Source organism: Marinomonas sp. 15G6-16 (genome assembly GCF_055809555.1).
Map to the genome: position 1 here is coordinate 2,554,480 of NZ_CM147916.1, position 22,403 is coordinate 2,576,882.

The following is a 22,403-nucleotide window of genomic DNA, read 5'->3' on the forward strand; positions in this document are numbered from 1 at the left end:
AATGGATAAATCTTTTGCAATCTTCTTCTTTTTTAACAATATCAGACCTTTGGATTGAGCGCGGAGAGAGGGATCTTTGTAAAAGCCTTTCGTTCGATGTTCAGTTTGGTGATGTTCTTCGCATTTTAGGAGAGAACGGAACAGGGAAAAGTTCTCTGTTGAAGGTGATTGCAGGCATTTTATCGCCATTAGAGGGCGATATATTTTATAAAGGTCAAGAAGTAACAGAAAAGCGCCAAATCCTACAGGAGAATACCTTATATTTAGGTCATTCGGCAGGTGTGAAAAAAGCCCTCACTGTTGAAGAAAATCTTCGTTGGTATTGTCCTACATCTTCATCTGATGAACTGCATTCAGCATTAAATACATTGGAGTTGTTGGCTTTTTCAGATTCTTCTGTCAGTACCTTGTCCGCAGGTCAAACAAAGCGCGTGGCCTTGTCTCGATTATGGCTCAGCAAACAAAAACTATGGCTGTTGGATGAACCTTTTGCTTCTTTGGATGCCGAAGGTGTGAGCATTTTAGAAAAGCGTATAGCACAACATACAGCATCAGGTGGCGCAGTGATGTTAACAACACACCAAGATTTATTGTCTCTTCAATCTAGAGATATTTGCCTGCCTATATGACGTATTTATCTTTTATTAAAGCCGAAATTTTAGTCTTATGGCGACGTAAGCAAAACGTTTTTAATGCGCTTTTGTTTTTTCTGATGGTTGTCGTTTTGTTTCCTTTGGGAGTTAATCCTTCGGCTGAATTTTTAGCGCCGTCGGCCGATGGAATTGTTTGGTGTGCGACGCTGCTTGCGGTTCTCATGGCAACAGAAAGTATGTTTAAAGAAGATTATGCAGATGGCTCATTAGAGCAATTGATTATGAGTGGTTTGTCTTTGCCTTTATTGATGTTGCTTAAAACAACGGCGCAGTGGCTTGTTGTACTTTTACCCTTGTTATTCATGATGCCTCTGTTAGCCGAAATGTTGTATTTGCCAGATGGTAGTTTTTGGGTGCTTATAGCCACTCTGGTGATTGGCTCGCCGAGTTTGTTTTTAATCGGTGCAATTGGTGCCGCTTTAACGGTTTCCTTAAAACAAGGTGCTATTTTAGTGATGCTTTTGATTTTGCCCTTTTATTTGCCTGTTATCATTTTTGCTACATCGGCTGTGCGAGCAGCTCAACTAGGCTTGCCTTATTTAGGCTTGTTGGCGATCTTGTTGGCTATTTTCTTATTGTCTTTGGTCATTGCGCCTTTCATGACTGCAATTGCTATAAAAGCGAGTACAAACTAATGAATTGGGCTTGGTTTCATAAACTGGGATCGCCGAAGTGGTTTTTTCATTGTTCCAAACCTTGGGCGTTACCCTTATTTATTGTTGGCTGCGTTAGCTTGGTGGTTGGTTTGATTTGGGGGCTGGCTTTTGCTCCTGAAGATTATCAGCAAGGTAACAGCTTTCGGATTATTTATATTCACGTTCCTGTCGCTATGTTGGCTCAGTCATGCTATCTCGCTTTGGGCGTTTCTGGGTTGGTTTTCCTTGTTTGGCAAATGAAAATCGCCCCTATCTTTATTAAAGCCGTTGCTCCTATTGGTGCGGTTATGGCGTTAATGGCTCTGGTGTCTGGTGCGATTTGGGGAAAGCCGACTTGGGGTACTTGGTGGGTTTGGGATGCAAGATTGACCTCTGTACTAGTGCTTTTTTTATTGTATATGGGAATTATCGCATTACAGAATTCATTGACTGACCTGCTATTAGCCAATAAGGCGGTTGCAGTATTGAGTGTGGTTGGGTTACTCAATTTACCCATTATCAAATACTCTGTTGAGTGGTGGAATACGCTACATCAAGGCGCGACATTCACATTGACGGAAAAACCAGCGATGCCAGTGGAAATGTGGTTGCCTTTATTGTTCTCCACAATTGGTTTGTATTGTTTGGTTGCTGGGTTGGCATTATGGCGTATGCAGACGGAAATTTTGGCTCGGGAACACAGGTCGCATTGGGTGAAAGAAGAGGTGATGAAATATGGCCTTTGACAGCCTAAACGACTTTTTTGAAATGGGCCGACACGGTGTGTATGTTTGGTCCGTATATGGATTTAGTGTCGTGTCTTTGATTTTTATAACTTGGTCGACTTTATCTAAACGTCGACATGTAAAAAAGGCACTGCGTAAACGCTTTCAAAGAGATGAAACTATCTGATGCATCCTATTAGGAAAAAACGCTTATTGGTCATCCTAATCATTCTTATGCTGCTAGGTGCGGCGGTTGGTTTGGTTATGTATGCGCTTCAACAAAATATAAACCTGTTTTATTCGCCTTCTCAGATAGCGGCAGGTGAAGCGCCATACAATGCGAATATCCGTGCAGGTGGAATGGTGGTTGAAGGCAGTGTTGTTCGTCATCCAGAGACTTTAGCGGTTTCTTTTGATGTGACTGATTTTCAACATAAAGTGAAAATCGAATTTAGCGGTATTTTGCCCGATTTATTTAGGGAAGGTCAGGGCATTGTGGCGCAAGGAAAGCTGAATTCTGATGGTGTACTGGTTGCGACTCAAGTACTGGCAAAACACGATGAAAAATATATGCCGCCAGAAGTCACAGAGGCATTAGAAAATGCCCAAGGCGAATCATCAAAGACGATGACGAAAAAATAATTTACTCATTAATCTAGGCTTTATATGCTTCCCGAAATTGGTCAGTTCTCGTTAATACTGTCATTGTTTTTTGCCTGTTCTCTGGCGTTTGTTCCCTTGTTTGGCTACTGGGCTAATAACCGCTTGCTGTTGGAAATGGCCAGACCGCTTACTTTCATCATGTCATTCTGGGTGTTAATTGGCTTTGTTATATTGACTTGGTCTTTTGCCATCGATGATTTTTCTGTTTTGTATGTCAGTCAAAACTCGAATTCTCAACTGCCAATTTGGTACAAGCTGAGTGCTGTTTGGGGTGGCCATGAAGGTTCTTTGCTACTTTGGGCGTTGATTTTAGTTGGTTGGTGTTCTGCCGTTGCTTTAAAAATTAAAACGCTTCCAAAAGACATTGGCCCTATTGTTTTGGCTGTTTTAGGAATAATAAGCACAGGTTTTCTGGCCTTTCTTCTTTTTACTTCTTCTCCTTTTATTCGTTTGTTACCCAATACTCCGGCAGATGGTGGTGATTTAAACCCATTACTACAAGACTTTGGCTTGATTGTTCATCCGCCACTTTTGTATATGGGCTATGTTGGTTTTTCTGTCGCCTTTGCTTTTGCGGTTGCTGCACTTATTACTGGAAATTTAAGTTCCTCTTGGGCTCGCTGGGCAAGACCTTGGACGGCAGCTTCGTGGGCGTTTTTAACGCTTGGCATTACTTTGGGAAGTTGGTGGGCTTACTATGAGCTTGGTTGGGGCGGCTGGTGGTTCTGGGACCCAGTTGAAAATGCGTCTTTCATGCCTTGGCTAGCTGGAACGGCCTTATTGCATTCGTTAGCCGTAACAGAAAAGCGAGGCGTTTTTAAAAGCTGGACGGTTTTACTGGCCATCTTTACTTTTTGTTTGTCTCTGCTAGGTACGTTTTTGGTTCGCTCTGGCGTTTTAACGTCTGTTCATGCCTTCGCTGCTGATCCAACTCGTGGCGTCTTCATTTTGGCCTTATTGTTCTTATTTGTTGGCGGTAGTTTGTTGTTATACGCGATTCGAGCCGCTCAAGTGAGATCGACCGTGTCATTTGGCGTGACAGGTCGAGAGGCTTGGTTGTTGCTGAATAATATTCTACTCACAGTGCTAACGCTGACAGTGTTGCTTGGCACTTTATATCCATTGATTTTTGATGCTTTGGGTTTAGGCAAAATATCCGTTGGTGCGCCTTATTTCAATACGGTATTTACTCCTATCGCGTTACTGTTAATTGTCTTTATGGCGGTTGGTCCTCTTTCAAAATGGCATCACACCAAAGCCAATGTATTCCTCTGGCCTTGTTTAGTGTCGGCGGCTTTATCGATTTTGCTGTCTGCCATTGTGATCTTTGTTTATGAGCTGAACTTCATTGCTTGGTTGAGTCTGGCGGTTGTCTTCTGGGTTGTTTGTTTGTCTTTTAGTGACTGGTTTAGCAAGGTTTCGGCTGGAACCAAAGGTATTATTCCTCGTGCTCGCCAACTACCAAGAAACTACTACGGCATGTTGTTGGCTCATCTTGGCATTGTTGTCTCGCTAGTTGGAATTGTTTTAGTGAGTCTCAATAGCAGCGAGTCTTTATTAAGACTCTCTCCGGGAGATTCAGCTAATTTTGCTGGTTATGAATTCCGATTTGATGCTTTAGAGCAAGTAAGAGGGCCAAATTATGTTGCTGATAAAGGACATTTTACGGCTTACAAAAATGGCGAACTTGTTGCTGAACTGCACCCTGAAAAGCGTTTGTTCACAACGAGGCAGCAGGTTATGACAGAAGCCGCGTTGGACGCTGGTTTTACGAGGGATTTATATATTTCATTAGGCGAAAAACTGGACGGTGCTGCTTGGGGTGTTCGGATTTATGTGAAATCCTTTGTTCGCTGGATATGGTTAGGCGGTTTGATGATGATGGCTGGTGGTTTATTAGCGGCACTGGATAAGCGTTATAAAAGACGAGTAGGTGCGGCCAATGCGTAAAATTTTACTCTTTATTCCGTTTTTCGTGTTTTTGATATTGGGCGTCTTCTTCTACCTTCAGTTGGGTAAAGACACTCAATATATGCCTTCGGCTTTGATTGGGAAAAAGGTGCCAGATTTTAAGTTGGTTTCATTGGAAACGGATCAACTTCTGACCCAAGAGGATTTACCCAAGCAGGCTTATTTGATTAATTTCTGGGGCACTTGGTGTCCTGCATGTCATGTCGAGCATCCATTCTTGGTAGAACTTGCCGAACAAGGTGTAACCTTGGTGGGCGTGGATTATAAAGATGAGAAAGCGTTGGCTGAACAATGGCTCAGTGAAAAAGGTAATCCATACACAATGATATTGATGGACGAATTGGGACACTTTGGTGTTGATTTAGGCGTGACCGGCGCACCAGAAACCTTTGTTGTGAACCGTTCTGGTGACATTGTATATCGGCATCAAGGTCCCATTACAGCTGAAAACTGGCCAGAGATTCGAGGCTATTTACAATGACTTCACTGAAAGTACTTTTTACATGGCTTGTATTGGCTTTTTCTGTCAGCAGTATGGCAGATGAAATTATGCAATTTAGTTCTGCTTTGAATAAAACGCGCTATCAAAGTTTGATTGAAGAGTTACGTTGCCCGAAATGTCAGAATCAGAATTTAGCGGACTCTGCTTCCGGTATTGCTGTTGATTTACGAGAGCAAGTTCATCAAATGATCGAAAATCGAAAAACAGACCAAGAAATCATCGAATACATGGTCGCTCGCTATGGTGAGTTTGTGCTTTATCGACCACAACAATCTTCTGCGACTTTTTTGCTCTGGTACGGGCCTTTTATTTTACTTGGGTTGGGACTTGTCGCCTTTGTTCTAGTCTTAAGGGCAAACCGAAGAGAACGTGAGGCTTCTTTATGATTGTGGCTTATTTAATTATGTGCGCCATGATGGTGTTGAGCATTTTGTTTCTTTATTACTCAATCACGTTAGGTTCTGCTAAGAGGGCGAACAAGGCTCAGCAAAATTTTGCCAAGGTACGAAGAGCGGAAATTGCAGAAGAAGTGGACGCCGGTCGATTAACAGAATTGGAGTCGGCGCAGCTTTTAAAAGATATTGAGCACGAGTCAAATCAAGATTCCACTATACGATCTTTTTCTTTTGGCAGCGATTCTCGGTTGGCTCATTGGGTCATGTTGCTGATCATTTCCATTGCCGTATTAGGCAGTGTGAGCCTTTATCAGTGGATGGGTTATTCAAAAGAAGTTGCTTTTACACAAGATTTGCAAAACCAACAACTGACACCAGAAAAAATAAGTGATTTTCTTCAGTATCGAAGCCGTCGCTACGACCGAGCAGAAGATTGGTATTACGAAGCCACGGACTTTGTCAGTGCGGGAAAGTACAACGAGGCTGTTATCGCTTTTGAAAAAGCATTAGATAAATTGCCAGAAAGTGCTGAAAACCGCATAAGTTTATTAGTCGAATATGCGCAAACTATTTTTTATGCGAGCGGCAATCAAAGCTCAAATAAAATGCGTCGAGTAGTGGATCAAATACTAAATGATGTACCGACAGAAGCCACCGCTTTGGGTTTAAAAGGTGTGTCGGAATTTGATCAGAAGAATTATCTTGGCGCTGTTTTAGCGTGGCAAGAAGCCATTCGTTATAATCCTCGTTCAGCAGAACGTATTGCCTTGATGTCTGCTATTAACAAAGCTCGTGAAGAAGGCAATATTGGCTATGATCAAGTCGCTCCTATTATTACTGACCAAATTGCGGTCAAAATAGAATGGGACCCAAGTAACCTGCAATGGCATGCTAATGATGTGTTGTTGGTTTATGCTTTAGCAGAAGGGCAAAAAATGCCAGTGGCGATACAGAGAGTATTTCCTGATGAGCTAGGGCAACCGATTTTGTTAACAAACCTTGATGCTTTGATGCCAACAGCGACCTTGGCGGAAATGGAGCAAGTCGATTTGGTAGTGAAATTGTCGAGTGTTAATGACAATGATCTGACAAAAGGACAAATTATCGGTATAAAAGAAGGTTCTGTTATAAATAGTAAAGAGATTATCGTAATCAAGGTGTCCTTATAATTGAATCCTAAGGCGCTTCGTTTGATAATACTGTCAACTTAAATAGATGTAATTCGGAATGTGTAATGGAATTTAGCTTGCGTGAGTGGCTAATCTTGATTGGGGTCGTCATTATTGTCGTTATCCTCATAGATGGATTTCGTCGTTATAAAAAAGGGCAAGAGTTTGCTCAATCAGATGATAGTTATGATGAACTGGAAGACTTGGATGAAGTGACGTCATTTACCCAAGCTCCTACGTCTTATAAAAAAGGTGAATATGATGAGCGTGCAGAGGCATCTCAAAATCCTATTGTAAATGCCTTTGAAAATGCTCGAAAAACAGCCCATGCACCTCTGACAGATGTGCCTCATAAAGTGGACTCTGGCCCTGAGTTAGATAGAGATGACGAGTTGCATCTTGATGAGCTTGCTTCCTTGGTGCCAGAAAAAGAGTTTGATGGCACAGCCATGGCCGAGCAAGACTATTTAGACGACGGCTTCTATGAGCAAGATGAGCTTGACCTTGATACACCAGCTGAGGTTCAAAGCAGCGCTGGTTATCAGGATGAAGAAGATTATGAGCGTAGCTATTCTGAAGTCGATATTGGTCAGGTAACACCTCAAGGCATTATTGATGACTTGGAAGAAGATGATTTCGACGAAGAAGCCGCACCGACAGAAATTGAAGAAGTCATTGTTATAAATATCTTTGCGCCGGAAGACCAAAATTTTGCAGGTATGGAATTGCTTCAGCTTATTTTGAACTGCGGCATGCGTTATGGCGATATGGACATTTTCCACCGTCATGAAGATGGTTTCGATCGTGGTCGAGTTCAATTTAGCATGGCAAATGCCATTGAGCCGGGCACTTTTGATTTAGAAACCATGGGCGAAGGTGAGTCTCCTGGCGTGAGCTTTTTTATGGGCTTACCAGGGCCTAAAAACAGCATGAAAGCATTTGATTTTATGCTTGAAACAGCTCAAACCCTAGTCAGAAATCTCGGTGGTGAATTATACGACGAGCGTCGAACGCCGATGAGTGAGCAAACGATTGCTCATTGTCGCCAGCGAATACGTGATTTTGAACGTCGCCGACTAATGCGTAACAAACAGTAGAAAACGAGATCTAAGAAGAAATCAGGGCCCTAAGGGGCCTTGATTGTTTTAGACACAAGATTTTGAGTTTACCTAATATATGAGCCAAGAAATAAACATGACGCAACAGCAAATGCTGAACTTGATTCAGCAACTTAACGATTACAGTTATGCCTATCATGTAAAAGATGAGCCAATCGTTCCTGATGCGGAATATGATCGTCTTTATCGCCAACTTCAAGAAATCGAATCAAGTCAGCCAGATTGGATTCAACCAGATTCTCCAACCCAACGCGTTGGTGAAAAGCCTGATAATGGCTTTGCCAATGTTGCTCATACTGTTCCTATGCTGTCTTTGGATAATGCGTTTGATAATGAATCCTTAGCGGACTTTGATCAGCGTATTCGCAAACTGCTTAATGCTGAAAAACTTGTGTATTGCTGCGAGCCAAAATTAGATGGTTTGGCCATTAGCTTGCGTTATGAAGAAGGGCGTTTGGTTCGTGGTGTGACTCGTGGCGATGGTTTGTCAGGTGAAGACATAACATCCAATATTAAAACCCTTTATTCCGTGCCTTTAAAATTACGCACAGACACACCTCCTGCTGTTGTTGAAGTGCGTGGTGAAATTTACATGCCGAAAGACGGCTTTGAAAAGCTGAATCAGTTGGCGGCAGAGAAAGGTGACAAAGTATTCGTAAACCCTCGCAACGCAGCAGCAGGTAGCCTGCGCCAATTAGACCCTAAAATTACCGCGTCGCGTCCTTTGGTGATGTGTGCTTATTCCATTGGCTATGTGGAAGGTTGGGAGCAGCCTGAAAGCCATTATGATGGTCTGTTGCAGTTAAGCGAATGGGGCTTCCGTATCAATGATCTTATGCAGCGGGTTGAAGGATCTGAAGGTTGTATTGAGTACTATGAAATGCTCAATGAAAAGCGCGCAGACCTGACTTATGACATTGATGGTATTGTTTATAAAGTCGATAAAATTGCACTGCAAAATCAGCTAGGCTTTATTGCTCGTGCACCTCGATGGGCGATTGCGAGAAAATTCCCCGCTCAAGAAGAAATGACGAAAGTCTTGGGAATTGACTTTCAGGTGGGGCGAACAGGGGCTATTACGCCTGTAGCAAGGCTTGAGCCTGTTTTTGTGGGTGGTGTAACGGTGTCTAATGCGACATTGCACAATAAAGATGAAATTGCTCGTTTAGGTGTTCAAGTAAACGATTATGTCATCATTCACCGTGCGGGTGATGTGATCCCAAAAGTGGTGCAAGTTGTTGTTGAAAAACGCCCTGAGAACGCTTTTGAAGTGGATTTTCCAAGCACTTGTCCTATCTGTCATTCGGATGTTGAGCAAGTGGAAGGGGAAGCTGTTATTCGCTGTACTGGCGGCTTGGTTTGTGGTGCTCAATTAAAAGAGTCCTTGAAGCATTTTGTATCGCGTAAGGCGATGGATATTGATGGTTTAGGAGATAAATTAATTGAACAGTTAGTAGATCAGGAAATGGTCAAAACGCCTGTTGATATCTTTACCTTGCATGAGAAGAAAGAAGCTCTTTTGAAGATGGAGCGTATGGGGCAGAAGTCGGTAGAAAAGCTACTCAGCTCGATTGAAAGTGCGAAAGCAACTCAGTTTAATCGCTTTATATACGCTTTAGGTATTCGTGAAGTGGGTGAAGCAACTGCGCGAGCATTAACCAGCTACTTCAATGAGTTGGAAGATTTGATGGCGGCTGAGCAAGAAGCGCTGGTGGAAGTAGATGATGTAGGCCCGATTGTCGCGCAACACGTCAAAATGTTTTTCGATCAAGAAGCAAATAGAGAAACGATTCATGGCTTGTTAGAAGCCGGTGTAACCTGGGAGAAAAAACAGCAAGCATCACTTGAAGAGCTTCCATTAGCAGGAAAAGTGTATGTAGTGACAGGGTCTCTAAGTCAATTTAGTCGAGATCAAGTCAAAGACAAACTGCTGGCTCTTGGTGCTAAAGTGAGTGGTTCTGTTTCGGCAAAAACAGATTGTTTGGTTGCAGGTGAAAAAGCAGGCTCAAAACTCACTAAGGCCCAATCTCTTAATGTGCCTATTATAGACGAGGCGGGTGTGATTGCTTTGTTACATGAGCATGGAGCACTGTAATGGATACTTTGATTCCTCATGGCTCATTGGAAGCTTCTACACTAGAGACCATCTTAGACGATATTGTGTCCCGTGATGGTACAGACTACGGTGAGTATGATTTATCGGTTGAACAGAAGCGTAAACAAGCATTACGGGCTTTAGAAAGCGGTGATGCGTTCTTGCTGTTTGATACGGAGAGTGAAACCATCAAAATGGTTCCAAAGGATGCTTTAAATAATTACGACCTCATGTGAGGTCGTAATTATTTTTTAGCGCAGTGAATAGTCTGTGATTATTTTGAGCTATCACGCAGGCAATGGTTGATGTTGTGATCCATTTCCAGAGCTGGCTCTTCTTCCGTATTACGCCCGACGACTTTCGCTGGCACACCCGCGACTGTTGTATGGTGCTCAACTGCTTCTAGCACAACACTTCCGGCACCGATTTTGGCACCAACACCCACTTCGATATTGCCCAGAATTTTCGCACCTGCGCCAATAAGCACACCAGAACGAATCTTAGGATGGCGGTCGCCGTGTTCTTTCCCTGTACCGCCAAGGGTAACGGATTGCAAAATTGAGACATTGTCTTCAATAATGCAAGTTTCACCAACAACAAGACCTGTTGCGTGGTCGAGCATGACGCCGCAGCCAATTGTCGCAGCTGGGTGAATGTCGACACTAAACACCATAGACATTTGCCCTTGTAAATACAGAGCTAAACTCTTTCTGTTATTTTTCCATAACCAGTTTGCAACGCGATATGTTTGCAATGCGTGGAAACCTTTAAAAAATAACAAAGGCGTTGTAAGCGTGTCGCAAGCGGCGTCCCTTTCTTTAATTGCTAAAATATCTTGCTCGATGGAGCTGACAATGCCAGAGTTAGTGTCTGCCATGGCTTCTTGGAATACTTCTCGCAAAACCATGGCGGGTATTGATATGCTGTCTAATTTACTGGCGAGCAAAAAGCTTAACGCTGAACACAATGAGTCATGACGTAAAATTGTGGTGTTGAAGTAGCTGGCTAAAATTGGCTCGTCTTGTGCAAGTTTTTCTGCTTCGGCCTGTAGAGATTGCCATAAATTGTTTTGGGTCACGGCATGAGGCATTGTTGTACTCAAGGGGTATTCACCTATATTCGTTCATGTTTAGAATGTAGGTTATAAGGTTAGGGTGAAACATTACAAGGGGCAATGCGAAGATTGCTCAAAAAGATGGAGATAATATGTCTAAAAAGAATGTTGCTGATGCACTGCATATTTTTTATGAACTGAATGCGTCCTTTTCTGATGCTTATTGGGAGACCAATGATATTAGCCAGAAAGATCGTTTGTTTGCGATGAAAAGTACTTTGCAAGATGAGCTAGATGAATTGCACAAATTGAGTTTGCAAGACCATGTTTATCCATACGAGCCAATGAACCCAAATTTGTTGCAGCTCAGTAAAAAGTTGCGTTCCTTGCTGCCTGAGTTAGATAAATACATCTATCGTCAACAAACAGCCAATAAATTAGCAGAGCTTATTCCAAGTGCTTGTGAGTTGTTTGAGTCCTAGAAAGTAAAATCAAAACCTGCATTGAAATGGCTCAATGCAGGTTGATTGGTTACCCTTGGCGACGCTTCAATTCGCGAATGATGAATCGGCTCGGGTGCAGTTTATAACCTACTTCCTGTTCGATAGGCGAAGGTGTGTGGGTAATTAAGCTGGCAATATATTGTCCACTTAATGGCGTTGAGACTAAACCTCTTGAGCCATGACCGATATTCAAATACAGCTGATTCAATGGCTCAGCCACTTCATCCGATTTCCATTTCGCGTTCTTTTGCAAATGCGCATAAGCTTCTTGGTATCTATCTTCAGACATGACAGGGCCAACAATGGGCGTGTAATCTGAGACAGTACAACGAAATGAAGCTCGACCTTCGCAATCCTCTGTTTTGAAAGTGTCATTGGGCGCATCAAGAAGCGTTTCCAAAATGGTCAGATTTCTTTTATGACCTTCTGCTCGCACCTGAGAGTCATCGTCTTTTAAGTCGTATGTAGAGCCAAAATGTATCAAGCCATTCATTGGTGGTGACACATAGCCGAATTCACATAGCACCTTTTCAATTGTAATCTTGTCGAGAGGGATGTTTTTCTCTGAACAAGACTGCTGTGCTTTTTCTAAAGTAAGGCAAGAAACTTGTCCACGAACTGGTTTAATGGGCATGTTCGCTGAGACGTTTAAGGTATTTGTATCGTTAGCGGTACAAAGCACCACATGAGAGAAAAGTGCTGATTGAGAGCCAGATGTGGCTTTCCAACAGTTTGAGTCTTTTGTGACTTGCTCTAGTTGCTCTAAAGGTGTGTTGAGCTGTACTTTGATATTATCGTGAGACAAAAGAGTACGACACAATTCACCCGGTGCAACCCAGCCGGACAAAGGCAGTAGAATACTGCCTGGTTTTTCATTTGAGGCTTGTAGAACAATCTCTGGGTAGAGCTTTGCTTCTAAAAGCGTCTGGAAACGCTCATTCTCTTTATCATTTTTGGGGATTTGAATAAGCCCACATTGATCCCAAAACGCTTTATTTTTATCAAGCTTGGCATAGAGTCGAGTTGCGTGTAGATAGCCAGATAAATAAAAGCGATTTAGGAATGAGTCTTGTGCGGTGAGTTTTGGGTAAAGCATGCCTTGCGGATTGCCTGATGCTGCGCAAGCGATATGACTTCCTTTTTCCCAAACAACCACTTGAACACCTTGCTGAGCCAATGCATAAGCTGTATTGGCTCCAGCTAAACCAGAACCAACCACCAATACTTTAGTCACCTCAGGCGCGGCTTCAGATCGAACATTAAACCAAGCTTCCCCTTGAGACATGCGTTCTGTAATAGGGCGACTGTCCTGTGTTAATTCAGCGACAACCATTTCTCTTTTTTGGCCAAAGCCTTTTACTTTCTTAACATCGAATCCAACTTCTTTTAAGCCTCTGCGGACAATGCCTGCGGCTGTAAAGGTTGAACAGGTTGTGCCTTGGTGACTCAATCTATGAATGTGTTGGAAAAGTTTGTCTGTCCACATTTCTGGGTTTTTACTAGGTGCAAAACCATCAAGAAACCAAGCGTCTACATCGGCGTTTAGAGCCGCGAAACCTTCTTCAGCTTCGCCAAACCACAGGGTGAGTTGAATTCGGCCTTGCTCAAGCTCAATTCGATGAAAACCATGACAAACCTCAGGATAAGCTTCGACCAATTGCTGACTAAAATCATCGATAGAAGGCCACATTTTTAACGCTGTTTTCAGCGCTTCTTTTGAAAGAGGGTACTTTTCGACAGAAATAAAATGCAGCTGTTTATCCGCTGGAGCAATATCTAAAAACGCTTGCCATGCACATAAGAAGTTAAGACCTGTGCCAAAGCCTGTTTCTGCAATGACAAAGGCATTTTGCTCCAGATTTTTCCAGCGTTCAGCCAGTTTGTTTTGTTTTAAAAAAACGTAGCGAGTTTCTTCTAAACCAGATTCTTTATCAAAATACACGTCATCAAACTGAGTGGAATGGGGTGCGCCGTCTTCCCCCCAGTTTAATTTTGGTTCTGTGAGACGGTAACTAGTTAACACGAGTAATACTCTCGATTACAACAGGTGTTCTAGGAACATTTTGGTAAGGCCCAACTGTGGTGGTTGCGGAAGCGGCAATGGCATCAACCACTTCCATTCCAGAAAGAACTTCGCCAAATACGGTATAGCCTGCACCGCCGTTGCGAGCACCATGATTCAAGAAGACATTGTCTACATGGTTAATAAAAAATTGGGATGTTGCGCTGTCTGGGCTTTGAGTACGGGCCATAGCAAGTGTTCCACGAATATTTGCCAACCCATTATCGCCTTCATAAGCCACGGCTTTGTGTGTTTTCTTACGTTCTAGCTCTTCAGTAAAACCACCACCTTGAATCATAAAACCGCGAATAACACGGTGGAAGATGGTGTTTTCATAGAAGCCTTCATCTACATAGCGTAGGAAGTTTTCGACGGTTTTTGGCGCTGCTTCATCTTTTAGGTCAACTCGAATCGTTCCTTGGTTGGTTAAGATATCTACTTCGGTTGCTTGTATCGATGAACAAAAAGCGAGTAGGGCAAGGCTAGTAATGATAGATTTGCGCATAGAGTCTTCCTTTATTTAAATGTATACCCAATATTATTGGGAAATTAATAACTTGTGAATGTGCCGGAGAGAAAGCAAATGCGAACTGCTGCCGTAGAAATTGAGTATTGTACTTTATGTCGCTGGATGTTGCGCGCTGCTTGGTTAGCCCAAGAGCTATTAACGACATTTGATGATGATATTAAGAGTGTGACCTTGCTGCCGACTCAAGGGGGAATTTTTAAAGTACGAGTCAATGGCCAAGAAATTTGGTGCCGCAAAGCGGAAGAAGGTTTTCCTGAAGCGAAAGTGTTAAAGCAAAGAATGCGTGATGTCATTGATCCTGAAAGAGATCTCGGGCATTCAGATGTGAAAGCCTAGTTTTCATGTTGGATAAAATATAAGAATGAAATGAGCTTCTTAGTCATAAAAAGCTCATTTACTACAGAGCAAGCAATGCCTTAGAAAACTTGCTTGAAGGGTTTTACAGTAACCGTTTGATAAACCCCAGCGGCAACGTATGGGTCGGCATCTGCCCATGCTTTTGCTTCTTCAAGGCTTGGAAATTCAGCAATGACAACACTGCCAGTAAAGCCTGCTTCACCTGGATCGTTAGAATCAATGGCTGGGTTTGGTCCAGCTACGATTAAACGGCCGGCATTTTTCAGTTCTTCTAAACGGGCCAAATGTGCTGGGCGTGCAGACTGACGAGCGGATAAGCTGTTTGGAACGTCTTCACCAATGATAGAGTAAAGCATGTTTATTCCTTTTCTTTGTATGTGGGATGGAAATAAATAATGTGTAACAGAATAAAAGTAACGGCTATATCGAATAGTATTTTCATATAAAAACTATTTTATGTATGCTGATCTAATGATAAACACCATTTCCTTTAAAAAACAGTCTACTTATGCCTGAAGATGCGCGTTATCGAAAAGTCGATTTGCATTCACATTCTAGTTGCTCAGACGGGCGCCTTTCACCTGCTGACTTGGTAAGCCTTGCAGCAGAGCAAGAAGTTTCATTATTCGCACTCACTGATCATGACACATTAGATGGTATTCCTGAGGCGAGTCAAAAAGCGAAAGACCTTGGGATTAGTTTCGTGAATGGTGTTGAGTTATCCACCCAGTGGAAAGGTATTCCTTTGCATATGGTGGCTTTGAACTTTGATCGAGAGGATCCTGCGGTACTGTCGGTTGTTGAGAAAAATCAGCTAATCCGCTTGGATAGAGCTCGACGTATTGCGGATTTGCTGGTGAAACAAGGCTTACCCGATTTGTTTGATGAAGCTGTTACTTTAGCGGGAGAAAGCCAACTTGGTCGCCCTCATTTTGCGAGCTTATTGGTTGAGAAAGGCTTTGTGAAAGATTCAAACAAAGCATTTGACCGCTACCTAGGAAATAAAAAGCTAGGGCAATTACGCGATGTTTGGCCTGAGTTAGAAGACGTTCTCACGACCTTGTCCGGACAGAATATAGAGTTGGTTTTAGCTCATCCTAAGCGTTACCCATTAACAGTGACTAAACTTAAACGATTGCTAGCAGACTTTAAAAAATGGGGCGGGACTGGCATGGAAGTCGCGTCTGGGAATGAGCGTCCCGATAGCGTTCGTTTATTGGAACGTTTATCGGTGGAGTTTGGTTTAAAGGCTTCCGTCGGAAGCGATTACCACGGACCTTTTGGGCCTTGGATGCAGGTCGGAAAATACACGCCAATTCATGGCAGTGAAGTAGATTTAATATGGCAGAATTGGCATTAAATCTATTCGAATTTTGATTTTTATAAGTAGCACCAACGGAGATTGTCTTGAGTCAATTTTTTCAGATACACACAGAAAACCCTCAGGCTCGCTTAGTTAAGCAGGCGGCTGAAGTAATACGCAATGGCGGTGTCATTGCGTATCCGACTGATTGTGGGTATTCGCTTGGGTGTCATTTAGGAGACAAATCAGCACTGGATCGAATTCGAGCGATTCGACGCTTAGACGATAAACATAATTTCACTCTGGTGTGTCGCGACTTATCTGAAATATCCACTTATGCTCGTTTTGATAACCGCTTGTATCGCTTGCTAAAACACAACACACCAGGGCCTTATACTTTTATTTTTGGGGCAACATCGGAAGTGCCAAGACGATTATTGCACCCTAAAAGAAAAACCATCGGGATTCGAATTCCGGACAATAAAATTGTCGCGGCTTTGCTAGAGGAGTTGGGCGAACCTATCATGAGCTCTTCCCTTATATTGCCAGGTGAAACAGAGCCAATGACGGATCCTTATGATATTCGCGATACTTTAGAACATGCGTTAGATTTAGTTATTGATGGTGGTTTCTGTGGCTTATTGCCAACCACTGTTGTGCAGATGGACGCTGATAATATTGAAGTGATTCGTGTCGGTGCAGGAGATCCATCTCCGTTTCAATAAAAATGTTTGATATTCAGCTGTTAAGCCCGATACTCTGTGGCTTATAATGAAACAAACCAGTCATTTATATTATTTAAAATCGGGTTGCTGAGAAGCATTCCCCCAATGAGGTTCGTAATGGACGAAAAGTTACAAAAAGTATTAGCAAGAGCAGGCCAAGGTTCCCGTCGTGAGATGGAGAATCGCATACGAGAAGGTCGTGTTTTAGTCAATGGTGAAGTGGCGACACTCGGTGATCGAGTGAGCTTAACAGATTCCATTACGATAGACGGTTATGCGATTGTTGCTACAGAAGCAGGTGAAAACCGCCGAGTGATTATTTACAACAAACCAGAAGGTGAGGTTTGTACTCGTAAAGATCCAGAAGGCCGACCTACTGTCTTTGATAAGTTGCCTAAATTAAGAGGCGAGCGTTGGATTGCTGTTGGCCGTCTAGACATCAACACCTCTGGTTTGCTCTTGTTCACCACAGACGGTGAATTAGCAAATAGATTGATGCACCCATCAACAGAAATTGACCGCGAATATCTTGTGCGTGTGATGGGAGAAGTGACAGAAGAGCATATTGCTACCTTGAAGAAAGGTGTCACTTTAGAAGATGGTCCTGCGCGCTTTACTGATATTGTTGATGGTGGTGGCGAAGGTATTAACCGTTGGTTCTATGTTTGTGTGATGGAAGGCCGTAACCGCGAAGTTCGTCGTCTTTGGGAATCGCAAGGCGTAAAAGTAAACCGTTTGAAACGCGTACGCTTTGGTCCTATTTTCTTACCTTCTAAAGCAAAAGTAGGCCGTTGGGTTGAAATGGAAGATTCCGAAGTAAGTTCATTGTGTAATATGGTTGATCTTAAAGTAGCTGAATCTAAGCCTAAAACACAACAGCAAAAAATTGAGCTCAAGCGTCACAAAAATAAAGCTACTGCAGGTGGTGCTCGTCGACCAAAAGGGTTTGATTGGCAAAGTACAGATAAGCCAGAATTTAAACCTAAGAAGCCTGGCAAAAGATCTTTTCGTTAAAGGTATTGTAGGAACAGTGAGTGAGAGGAAGTAAAGCATGATCCGGTGGATAATTATTACTGTTGTCGTCCTAGTGATAGGGCTGTGTATTTATGTTGGGTTTGCTAACAAAATGCCTAAAGGATTAGGTGTGACAGATGGCTTATTAAAAGCTTGTCCTTCGTCTCCGAACTGCGTTTCAACACAAGCTCCTGTTGACGACAGTACTCATTATGCCGAAGCCATTACTTATAGCGGAGAGCGTAAAGAAGTTCAATTATTGATTGAGTCTCATATGTTGAACCAAGGTGATGCTCATATTGTCAGTAGCTCTTTGGGGTATGTTCATTTTGAAGTGAAAAGTAAGCTCATTGGTTATATCGATGATGTTGAATTTTACTTACCTGAAACTGAAAAAGTGATTCATTTCCGCTCAGCATCACGTGTTGGTTATTCTGACCGAGGTGTTAACCGTGACAGAATGGAAAAAATTTATAGCCTTTTAGCTGATTAATTACATAACAGTGAATTAATAGTTAAAGCATGGTTTTTCGATGTTAAATTTAAAACGAAAATAACTGGACGAGGATTGTTCATGAGCTTAGACGACCAAACAATTTTGATTGTTGAAGATGATGAGCGCTTAGCGCTTCTTACTCAAGAATACTTGCAGAAAAATGGTTTCAAAGTAGATATTGAACCTGATGGACGTAAAGCGATTTCGCGTATTGTTGCAGAGCAACCTTCGCTTGTGATTCTTGATTTAATGTTGCCTGGTGCTGACGGCTTTACTGTTTGTCGTAGTGTGCGTAACGAATATAAAGGGCCGATCTTAATGTTGACGGCTCGTAGTGACGATGTTGATCAGATCTTAGGTTTGGAAATTGGTGCAGACGATTATGTTTCTAAACCAGCTAAGCCTAGAGTGCTATTAGCACGAGTTCAGTCTTTGTTGCGACGTAGTACACAAGATGTGGATACATCTGCTGTAGCAGCTAAAGAAGAACAGAACTTGGTCTTTGGTCCTTTGACTATTGATAATTCTCGCCGAGAAGCTTGGTTGCTTGAGGAAGAAGTTGAATTAACAAGTGCTGAGTTTGATTTGCTCTGGTTGCTTTCTAGCAACGCTGGGCGAATTCTGAGCCGAGAAGAGATCTTCGGTGAGTTGCGTGGCATTGAATATGACGGTCAAGACCGTTCTGTCGATGTTCGAATCTCTCGAATTCGTTCAAAAATCGGTGATGATCCGATTCACCCTCGTCGAATAAAAACTATTCGAAGCAAAGGGTATTTGTTTGTTAAAGAAGTATAAAAGCGAATGAGAGAAGAGATTTGGCGACTTTACCGACATCTGATTTTAAGCGGTTTTGCTATTGTTGTTTGTTGCTTTGTCGCGATTGAGTTTGCTCACAATGAATTTGCTGACTCAAAAACTGAGCAGTTATTTTATGTTGATGCTGAAATTAGCTCAGCTCTTCTCTTGTCTGGCGTTGCTAAGCAGGTTCCTGAATCTCAATTTGATTGGAACCTGAGCAGTGCTGCTTCGTTACCTTTCCCGAATATTCCGTCTTTGATCGAGACGAAAAAGTGGCTTGCTTCTGATGAGGCAAGCTACAGCGTGTCTTTTCAACAATCTGCTACTCCTGTTTTAACCGCAATGCTTCGACGTTGAATCCAATGTTTCAATTCAAAACATTATTAGAGCGACTGCTACTAACACCGCAGCTTGAATACTCCGATAAAGTCGCTTTGATTGAAAGTATGTCTAGCTTGTCTATAAACCAATATGATTCCCAAGGTTCTGCGTTGCTTTCTGGGGTTGCTCTGGTACAGGGAACGGCTCAAGAGTACGGTTTTTTGTGGAAGGATGAAAACGCTGAAAAACCAAGCTATATAACGCTGACAAAAACAGATGTTTTTCCGCTTACTTTGGTTGTCGTGGTGATTATCAGTGTTGGTGTTGCCATTATGTTGTTGCTCATTTGGCGTGAGCTGATGGCATTAGATGTAAAGCGCAAAACCTTTGAAAGTATTACTCGACAAATTGCCCGTGGCAGAAGTGGTTTGCCTCAAGGTGTGCCAGATAATAACAGTACTTTAAAAGAGCTAGCTTACTCTTTTGACTCTATGTCGTCTCATATTGAGCGTTTACTGAAAGTTCAGCGCGAGATGATCAACGCCATTTCTCATGAATTAAGAACGCCCATTGCGCGCCTTCGGTTTGGTTTGGAGATGGTGAAAGATGAAGTTGACGATGATGTAGGACCAACAATTGAGGCCTTGGAAGGCGATGTTGAAGAGTTGAATACTCTTGTTGATGAGGTTTTAACCTATGGAAAGTTAGAGGGCGGTTCTTTGGAACTTAACTTTAAAGAGCTTTCTATCAGCCAGCTCATTGACGAAATATTGCAGCATAATCACCTTTTGCTTCAGCATCTTACGGTAAACACGAGTATCGATTCAGCAGACATTGTTGAAGCTGATGAGCATCATATTAGTCGAGCATTACAAAATCTTATTTTGAATGCATCGAAATATGCAGCGAGTACTATCACGGTTTCTTTTTCCCAAGATTCAGAAAGGTGGCAGCTAGATATCGAAGACGACGGTCCAGGTATTCCTTTTGAAGATCGCGATAAAGTCTTTATTCCTTTTCAGCGATTGGATAACAGTCGTACAAGAGCGTCGGGCGGTTATGGATTAGGTTTGGCGATTGTTCAGCGTATTGCCTTTTGGCATGGTGGCGCGGTATTGATCGATGAGAGTGAATCTGGCGGTGCTAAGTTTAGTTTTATCTGGTCTCGTAATCAGCATCAAAAAACGGTGTCATAATGTATTTTGATGCTGATTTACTCGTTGCAGAAAGCGTTACAGATCAGGCGCTAAAATCCCTTTCAGGTTTTTGAAGCAAGTTTTGGATGCTGTGGAAATCAAATCTTCCATGTAGGCATTGTCTCTTTGGTCTTTTCTGATCGCCAAATAGAGTTTGCACCAAACACCTTCTTCACCTAATGATTTGCTAATGACATATTGTCGATTAGTGTATTCCGTCAATGCCCAGTTAGGTATACAACAAACACCTCGTCCACTGGCAACCAATTGCATCATCATTAGGGTTAATTCGCTGTGGCGGATTTTAGCAGGCGACACATCGGCTGGTTGCAGGAAGTGCTTGAAGATATCAAGTCGTTCAATCTCAACAGGGTAGGTAATGAGCGTTTCTTTTTCAAAGTCTTCAGGACTGAGATAGTCCTTCTTAGCTAATGGATGATGACGCGAGAGTGCTACCTGAGATTCATATTGAAACAAGGGTATGTATTCGATGTTTGGAATATCTTGTGGGTCTGATGTAACCACTAAATCTAAATCGCCTCGGGCCAAAGCGGGAAGTGGCATAAAGCCAAAGGCCGTCGATAAATCCAACTCAACATCTGGCCAATGTTCACGAAAATGATCAATAGTGGGCATAAGCCATTCATAGCAACTGTGGCATTCTATGGCGATATGTAATCGTCCACTTTCGCCTTCTGCGAAACGTTGTATATCTCGTTGAGCAGAACGAAAAGACAGGAGAACATCATCGGCCAGCTGTAATAATCTTAAACCAGCACTCGTAAAGCGAACCGGCTTGGTTTTACGAATGAACAGTGGGCACCCTAATTTTTCTTCAAGATCTTTTAACTGATGAGATAAGGCTGACTGAGTCAAATGTACTCGTTCCGCAGCTTCAACCAAACTGCCTGTTTCCCTGAGAGCGGCCAATGTTTTTAAATGTCTAACTTCAATAATGCTCATGATAATTCACAGTTGATGAGTGTTATTCAACACCTAGAGTATAAAAAAGGCCCGTTGAATACTGATTTCAATCGAGCCTAGAATGCTATTAGTGACACAATAGGAATTCAAGTAATGCTTTTTGTGCATGTAGACGGTTCTCTGCCTCATCCCAAACTACAGATTCTGGATGATCGATAACATCCGCTGTCACTTCTTCACCTCGGTGTGCTGGTAAGCAATGCATAAATAGAGCATCTGAATTGGCTTTTGCCATCAGCTCGGCATTGACTTGGAAACCATCAAAGTCTTTTAGGCGTTGCTCTTGTTCATCTTCTTGTCCCATGGACGCAAAAACATCTGTCACGATTAGATCGGCATTAGTAGCAGCCTCTGAAGCATCATGAAGAACCGTTACTCTGTCTTTGTGTTCCGCAACAAGCTCTGCATTTGGCTCGTAGCCAATCGGGCAAGCAACAACAAGTTGGAAATCAAGTAATTCAGCGGCATTGATGTAGGAATTACACATGTTATTTCCGTCACCAACCCAGACTACTTTTTTGCCTTCAATTGAACCACGATGCTCTTGATAAGTTTGCATGTCGGCTAATAACTGACAAGGATGGTAATCATCGGTTAATGCGTTAATCACAGGAACAGAGGAGTATTTAGCAAAAGTTTCTACTGTTTCATGATCAAAGGTTCGGATCATTACAGCATCGACCATGCTAGAAATAACTCGTGCACTGTCTTCTACGGGTTCGCCACGACCAAGTTGTGTATCACGAGAAGAAAGAAAAAGTGCATGACCACCAAATTGTGCCATACCTGCTTCAAAAGATACGCGGGTTCGTGTCGATGATTTTTCAAAGATCATTGCCAATACGCGATTTTTAAGCGGCTGGAATAGGGTACCTTCATGGTGAATTTTCTTAAGCTCAGAAGCTCGTGATAATAACTGCTTTAACTCGTCGGAAGATAAATCCTTCAGAGTAAGAAAATGTCTTGGCGACACGCTTGGACTCCTTAATTGTCTTTTTTAAAAGGGAATCAGCCAATTTAATACACTCGGCTACTTGAGTAAAGGGTAATTAACTTGATAAAGCGGGAAGGAAAGCTTCTTTTTGGGGTTGTAAATACACCCTTCGACCCAATAAACTGATGCAAGTTTAATGGG

Annotated in this window: 27 protein-coding genes; 21 read left to right on the plus strand and 6 right to left on the minus strand. The window is 42.5% G+C overall.

Annotation, left to right across the window (positions count from 1 at the left end; translation table 11 throughout):
* Nucleotides 1-14 precede the first annotated feature (14 nt).
* From ccmA to AC0L46_RS12285, 12 genes are all read left to right on the plus strand, one after another.
* Nucleotides 15-629 (plus strand): cytochrome c biogenesis heme-transporting ATPase CcmA, encoded by a 615-nt coding sequence (gene ccmA / locus AC0L46_RS12230; RefSeq protein ID WP_473503934.1) that lies wholly within the window; start codon nt 15-17, stop codon nt 627-629.
* The gene (gene ccmB, locus AC0L46_RS12235) at nt 626-1,288 is read left to right on the plus strand and encodes a heme exporter protein CcmB (RefSeq protein WP_473503936.1); all 663 of its coding nucleotides are present in this window, start codon (nt 626-628) and stop codon (nt 1,286-1,288) included. The genes ccmA and ccmB overlap by 4 nt, the downstream gene beginning before the upstream one ends.
* Nucleotides 1,288-2,034, plus strand: coding sequence for a heme ABC transporter permease (locus AC0L46_RS12240; protein WP_473503938.1), 747 nt, complete (start codon nt 1,288-1,290; stop codon nt 2,032-2,034). Before ccmB ends, AC0L46_RS12240 begins: the two co-directional genes overlap by 1 nt.
* A gap of 22 nt (nt 2,035-2,056) precedes the next feature.
* Nucleotides 2,057-2,200: a heme exporter protein CcmD gene (gene ccmD / locus AC0L46_RS12245; RefSeq protein ID WP_473507140.1), complete on the plus strand. Its 144-nt coding sequence runs from the start codon at nt 2,057-2,059 to the stop codon at nt 2,198-2,200.
* Nucleotides 2,200-2,655, plus strand: coding sequence for a cytochrome c maturation protein CcmE (ccmE, locus tag AC0L46_RS12250; RefSeq protein WP_473503940.1), 456 nt, complete (start codon nt 2,200-2,202; stop codon nt 2,653-2,655). Before ccmD ends, ccmE begins: the two co-directional genes overlap by 1 nt.
* A 24-nt stretch (nt 2,656-2,679) precedes the next feature.
* Complete coding sequence (locus tag AC0L46_RS12255) at nt 2,680-4,626, plus strand: heme lyase CcmF/NrfE family subunit (RefSeq protein WP_473503942.1); 1,947 nt, start codon at nt 2,680-2,682, stop codon at nt 4,624-4,626.
* The gene (locus tag AC0L46_RS12260) at nt 4,619-5,128 is read left to right on the plus strand and encodes a DsbE family thiol:disulfide interchange protein (RefSeq protein ID WP_473503944.1); all 510 of its coding nucleotides are present in this window, start codon (nt 4,619-4,621) and stop codon (nt 5,126-5,128) included. Before AC0L46_RS12255 ends, AC0L46_RS12260 begins: the two co-directional genes overlap by 8 nt.
* Nucleotides 5,125-5,535: a cytochrome c-type biogenesis protein gene (locus tag AC0L46_RS12265; protein ID WP_473503945.1), complete on the plus strand. Its 411-nt coding sequence runs from the start codon at nt 5,125-5,127 to the stop codon at nt 5,533-5,535. Before AC0L46_RS12260 ends, AC0L46_RS12265 begins: the two co-directional genes overlap by 4 nt.
* Nucleotides 5,532-6,713, plus strand: a complete 1,182-nt coding sequence (locus AC0L46_RS12270; RefSeq protein ID WP_473503947.1) for a tetratricopeptide repeat protein — start codon at nt 5,532-5,534, stop codon at nt 6,711-6,713. The genes AC0L46_RS12265 and AC0L46_RS12270 overlap by 4 nt, the downstream gene beginning before the upstream one ends.
* Nucleotides 6,714-6,778: 65 nt before the next feature.
* Nucleotides 6,779-7,810, plus strand: coding sequence for a cell division protein ZipA (gene zipA, locus AC0L46_RS12275; RefSeq protein WP_473503949.1), 1,032 nt, complete (start codon nt 6,779-6,781; stop codon nt 7,808-7,810).
* A gap of 97 nt (nt 7,811-7,907) precedes the next feature.
* Nucleotides 7,908-9,926 carry an NAD-dependent DNA ligase LigA gene (gene ligA / locus AC0L46_RS12280; protein ID WP_473503951.1) on the plus strand — a complete coding sequence of 673 codons (2,019 nt, stop codon included), beginning with the start codon at nt 7,908-7,910 and terminating at the stop codon, nt 9,924-9,926.
* Nucleotides 9,926-10,162, plus strand: coding sequence for a YheU family protein (locus tag AC0L46_RS12285; protein ID WP_473503953.1), 237 nt, complete (start codon nt 9,926-9,928; stop codon nt 10,160-10,162). Before ligA ends, AC0L46_RS12285 begins: the two co-directional genes overlap by 1 nt.
* A gap of 38 nt (nt 10,163-10,200) precedes the next feature.
* On the opposite strand, the gene cysE is transcribed toward AC0L46_RS12285, so the two are convergent.
* Nucleotides 10,201-11,016 carry a serine O-acetyltransferase gene (gene cysE, locus AC0L46_RS12290; RefSeq protein WP_317005958.1) on the minus strand — a complete coding sequence of 272 codons (816 nt, stop codon included), beginning with the start codon at nt 11,014-11,016 and terminating at the stop codon, nt 10,201-10,203.
* Between the two features lie 116 nt (nt 11,017-11,132).
* On the opposite strand from cysE, the gene AC0L46_RS12295 reads away from it, so the two are divergent.
* Nucleotides 11,133-11,462 carry a hypothetical protein gene (locus AC0L46_RS12295; RefSeq protein ID WP_414680451.1) on the plus strand — a complete coding sequence of 110 codons (330 nt, stop codon included), beginning with the start codon at nt 11,133-11,135 and terminating at the stop codon, nt 11,460-11,462.
* A 49-nt stretch (nt 11,463-11,511) separates the two neighbouring features.
* On the opposite strand, the gene mnmC is transcribed toward AC0L46_RS12295, so the two are convergent.
* Both mnmC and AC0L46_RS12305 read right to left on the minus strand, forming a co-directional pair.
* Entirely contained in the window at nt 11,512-13,506 is a 1,995-nt protein-coding gene (gene mnmC, locus AC0L46_RS12300) for a bifunctional tRNA (5-methylaminomethyl-2-thiouridine)(34)-methyltransferase MnmC2/FAD-dependent 5-carboxymethylaminomethyl-2-thiouridine(34) oxidoreductase MnmC1 (protein ID WP_473503956.1), read from the minus strand.
* Complete coding sequence (locus AC0L46_RS12305; RefSeq protein WP_414680449.1) at nt 13,496-14,050, minus strand: peptidylprolyl isomerase; 555 nt, start codon at nt 14,048-14,050, stop codon at nt 13,496-13,498. Before AC0L46_RS12305 ends, mnmC begins: the two co-directional genes overlap by 11 nt.
* Nucleotides 14,051-14,128: 78 nt before the next feature.
* Here AC0L46_RS12305 and AC0L46_RS12310 point away from each other — a divergent pair, with 78 nt between their 5' ends.
* A complete protein-coding gene (locus tag AC0L46_RS12310; RefSeq protein WP_317003071.1) occupies nt 14,129-14,410 on the plus strand; it encodes an Rdx family protein in 282 nt (93 codons plus the stop codon).
* An 80-nt stretch (nt 14,411-14,490) separates the two neighbouring features.
* Here the strand turns inward: AC0L46_RS12310 and AC0L46_RS12315 are convergent, their stop codons facing one another.
* Entirely contained in the window at nt 14,491-14,787 is a 297-nt protein-coding gene (locus AC0L46_RS12315) for a YciI family protein (RefSeq protein WP_414680448.1), read from the minus strand.
* Between the two features lie 152 nt (nt 14,788-14,939).
* Between AC0L46_RS12315 and AC0L46_RS12320 the strand changes: the two genes are divergently transcribed.
* From AC0L46_RS12320 to AC0L46_RS12350, 7 genes are all read left to right on the plus strand, one after another.
* Complete coding sequence (locus tag AC0L46_RS12320) at nt 14,940-15,791, plus strand: PHP domain-containing protein (protein ID WP_473503958.1); 852 nt, start codon at nt 14,940-14,942, stop codon at nt 15,789-15,791.
* Nucleotides 15,792-15,838: 47 nt separating this feature from the next.
* Entirely contained in the window at nt 15,839-16,459 is a 621-nt protein-coding gene (locus AC0L46_RS12325; protein WP_414680446.1) for an L-threonylcarbamoyladenylate synthase, read from the plus strand.
* A gap of 117 nt (nt 16,460-16,576) precedes the next feature.
* On the plus strand, nt 16,577-17,473 hold the full coding sequence (gene rluB, locus AC0L46_RS12330) for a 23S rRNA pseudouridine(2605) synthase RluB (RefSeq protein WP_347983037.1): 897 nt from the start codon (nt 16,577-16,579) through the stop codon (nt 17,471-17,473).
* A 37-nt stretch (nt 17,474-17,510) separates the two neighbouring features.
* A complete protein-coding gene (locus AC0L46_RS12335) occupies nt 17,511-17,966 on the plus strand; it encodes a DUF1499 domain-containing protein (RefSeq protein WP_414680445.1) in 456 nt (151 codons plus the stop codon).
* A gap of 81 nt (nt 17,967-18,047) precedes the next feature.
* Complete coding sequence (locus tag AC0L46_RS12340) at nt 18,048-18,764, plus strand: response regulator (RefSeq protein WP_414680444.1); 717 nt, start codon at nt 18,048-18,050, stop codon at nt 18,762-18,764.
* Between the two features lie 6 nt (nt 18,765-18,770).
* Nucleotides 18,771-19,124, plus strand: a complete 354-nt coding sequence (locus AC0L46_RS12345; protein ID WP_473503962.1) for a hypothetical protein — start codon at nt 18,771-18,773, stop codon at nt 19,122-19,124.
* A gap of 5 nt (nt 19,125-19,129) precedes the next feature.
* A complete protein-coding gene (locus AC0L46_RS12350) occupies nt 19,130-20,284 on the plus strand; it encodes an ATP-binding protein (protein ID WP_473503964.1) in 1,155 nt (384 codons plus the stop codon).
* A gap of 36 nt (nt 20,285-20,320) precedes the next feature.
* On the opposite strand, the gene AC0L46_RS12355 is transcribed toward AC0L46_RS12350, so the two are convergent.
* Complete coding sequence (locus AC0L46_RS12355; RefSeq protein ID WP_473503966.1) at nt 20,321-21,247, minus strand: LysR family transcriptional regulator; 927 nt, start codon at nt 21,245-21,247, stop codon at nt 20,321-20,323.
* A gap of 88 nt (nt 21,248-21,335) precedes the next feature.
* Nucleotides 21,336-22,241 carry an ornithine carbamoyltransferase gene (gene argF / locus AC0L46_RS12360; protein WP_473503968.1) on the minus strand — a complete coding sequence of 302 codons (906 nt, stop codon included), beginning with the start codon at nt 22,239-22,241 and terminating at the stop codon, nt 21,336-21,338.
* Nucleotides 22,242-22,403: the final 162 nt, after the last annotated feature.

Excerpts from the sequence above, each read along its gene's own strand:
- AC0L46_RS12350 (WP_473503964.1), top strand. The coding sequence starts at position 19,130 with ATGTTTCAATTCAAAACATTATTAGAGCGACTGCTACTAACACCGCAG.
- AC0L46_RS12310 (WP_317003071.1), top strand. The coding sequence starts at position 14,129 with ATGCGAACTGCTGCCGTAGAAATTGAGTATTGTACTTTATGTCGCTGG.
- ccmB (WP_473503936.1), top strand. The coding sequence starts at position 626 with ATGACGTATTTATCTTTTATTAAAGCCGAAATTTTAGTCTTATGGCGA.
- AC0L46_RS12260 (WP_473503944.1), top strand. The coding sequence starts at position 4,619 with ATGCGTAAAATTTTACTCTTTATTCCGTTTTTCGTGTTTTTGATATTG.
- ccmD (WP_473507140.1), top strand. The coding sequence starts at position 2,057 with ATGGGCCGACACGGTGTGTATGTTTGGTCCGTATATGGATTTAGTGTC.
- AC0L46_RS12335 (WP_414680445.1), top strand. The coding sequence starts at position 17,511 with ATGATCCGGTGGATAATTATTACTGTTGTCGTCCTAGTGATAGGGCTG.
- AC0L46_RS12320 (WP_473503958.1), top strand. The coding sequence starts at position 14,940 with ATGCCTGAAGATGCGCGTTATCGAAAAGTCGATTTGCATTCACATTCT.
- AC0L46_RS12305 (WP_414680449.1), bottom strand. The coding sequence starts at position 14,050 with ATGCGCAAATCTATCATTACTAGCCTTGCCCTACTCGCTTTTTGTTCA.
- AC0L46_RS12240 (WP_473503938.1), top strand. The coding sequence starts at position 1,288 with ATGAATTGGGCTTGGTTTCATAAACTGGGATCGCCGAAGTGGTTTTTT.
- ligA (WP_473503951.1), top strand. The coding sequence starts at position 7,908 with ATGACGCAACAGCAAATGCTGAACTTGATTCAGCAACTTAACGATTAC.
- AC0L46_RS12345 (WP_473503962.1), top strand. The coding sequence starts at position 18,771 with ATGAGAGAAGAGATTTGGCGACTTTACCGACATCTGATTTTAAGCGGT.
- AC0L46_RS12255 (WP_473503942.1), top strand. The coding sequence starts at position 2,680 with ATGCTTCCCGAAATTGGTCAGTTCTCGTTAATACTGTCATTGTTTTTT.
- cysE (WP_317005958.1), bottom strand. The coding sequence starts at position 11,016 with ATGCCTCATGCCGTGACCCAAAACAATTTATGGCAATCTCTACAGGCC.
- AC0L46_RS12340 (WP_414680444.1), top strand. The coding sequence starts at position 18,048 with ATGAGCTTAGACGACCAAACAATTTTGATTGTTGAAGATGATGAGCGC.
- zipA (WP_473503949.1), top strand. The coding sequence starts at position 6,779 with ATGGAATTTAGCTTGCGTGAGTGGCTAATCTTGATTGGGGTCGTCATT.
- AC0L46_RS12285 (WP_473503953.1), top strand. The coding sequence starts at position 9,926 with ATGGATACTTTGATTCCTCATGGCTCATTGGAAGCTTCTACACTAGAG.
- ccmE (WP_473503940.1), top strand. The coding sequence starts at position 2,200 with ATGCATCCTATTAGGAAAAAACGCTTATTGGTCATCCTAATCATTCTT.
- AC0L46_RS12315 (WP_414680448.1), bottom strand. The coding sequence starts at position 14,787 with ATGCTTTACTCTATCATTGGTGAAGACGTTCCAAACAGCTTATCCGCT.
- AC0L46_RS12265 (WP_473503945.1), top strand. The coding sequence starts at position 5,125 with ATGACTTCACTGAAAGTACTTTTTACATGGCTTGTATTGGCTTTTTCT.
- AC0L46_RS12355 (WP_473503966.1), bottom strand. The coding sequence starts at position 21,247 with ATGAGCATTATTGAAGTTAGACATTTAAAAACATTGGCCGCTCTCAGG.
- rluB (WP_347983037.1), top strand. The coding sequence starts at position 16,577 with ATGGACGAAAAGTTACAAAAAGTATTAGCAAGAGCAGGCCAAGGTTCC.
- AC0L46_RS12270 (WP_473503947.1), top strand. The coding sequence starts at position 5,532 with ATGATTGTGGCTTATTTAATTATGTGCGCCATGATGGTGTTGAGCATT.
- AC0L46_RS12295 (WP_414680451.1), top strand. The coding sequence starts at position 11,133 with ATGTCTAAAAAGAATGTTGCTGATGCACTGCATATTTTTTATGAACTG.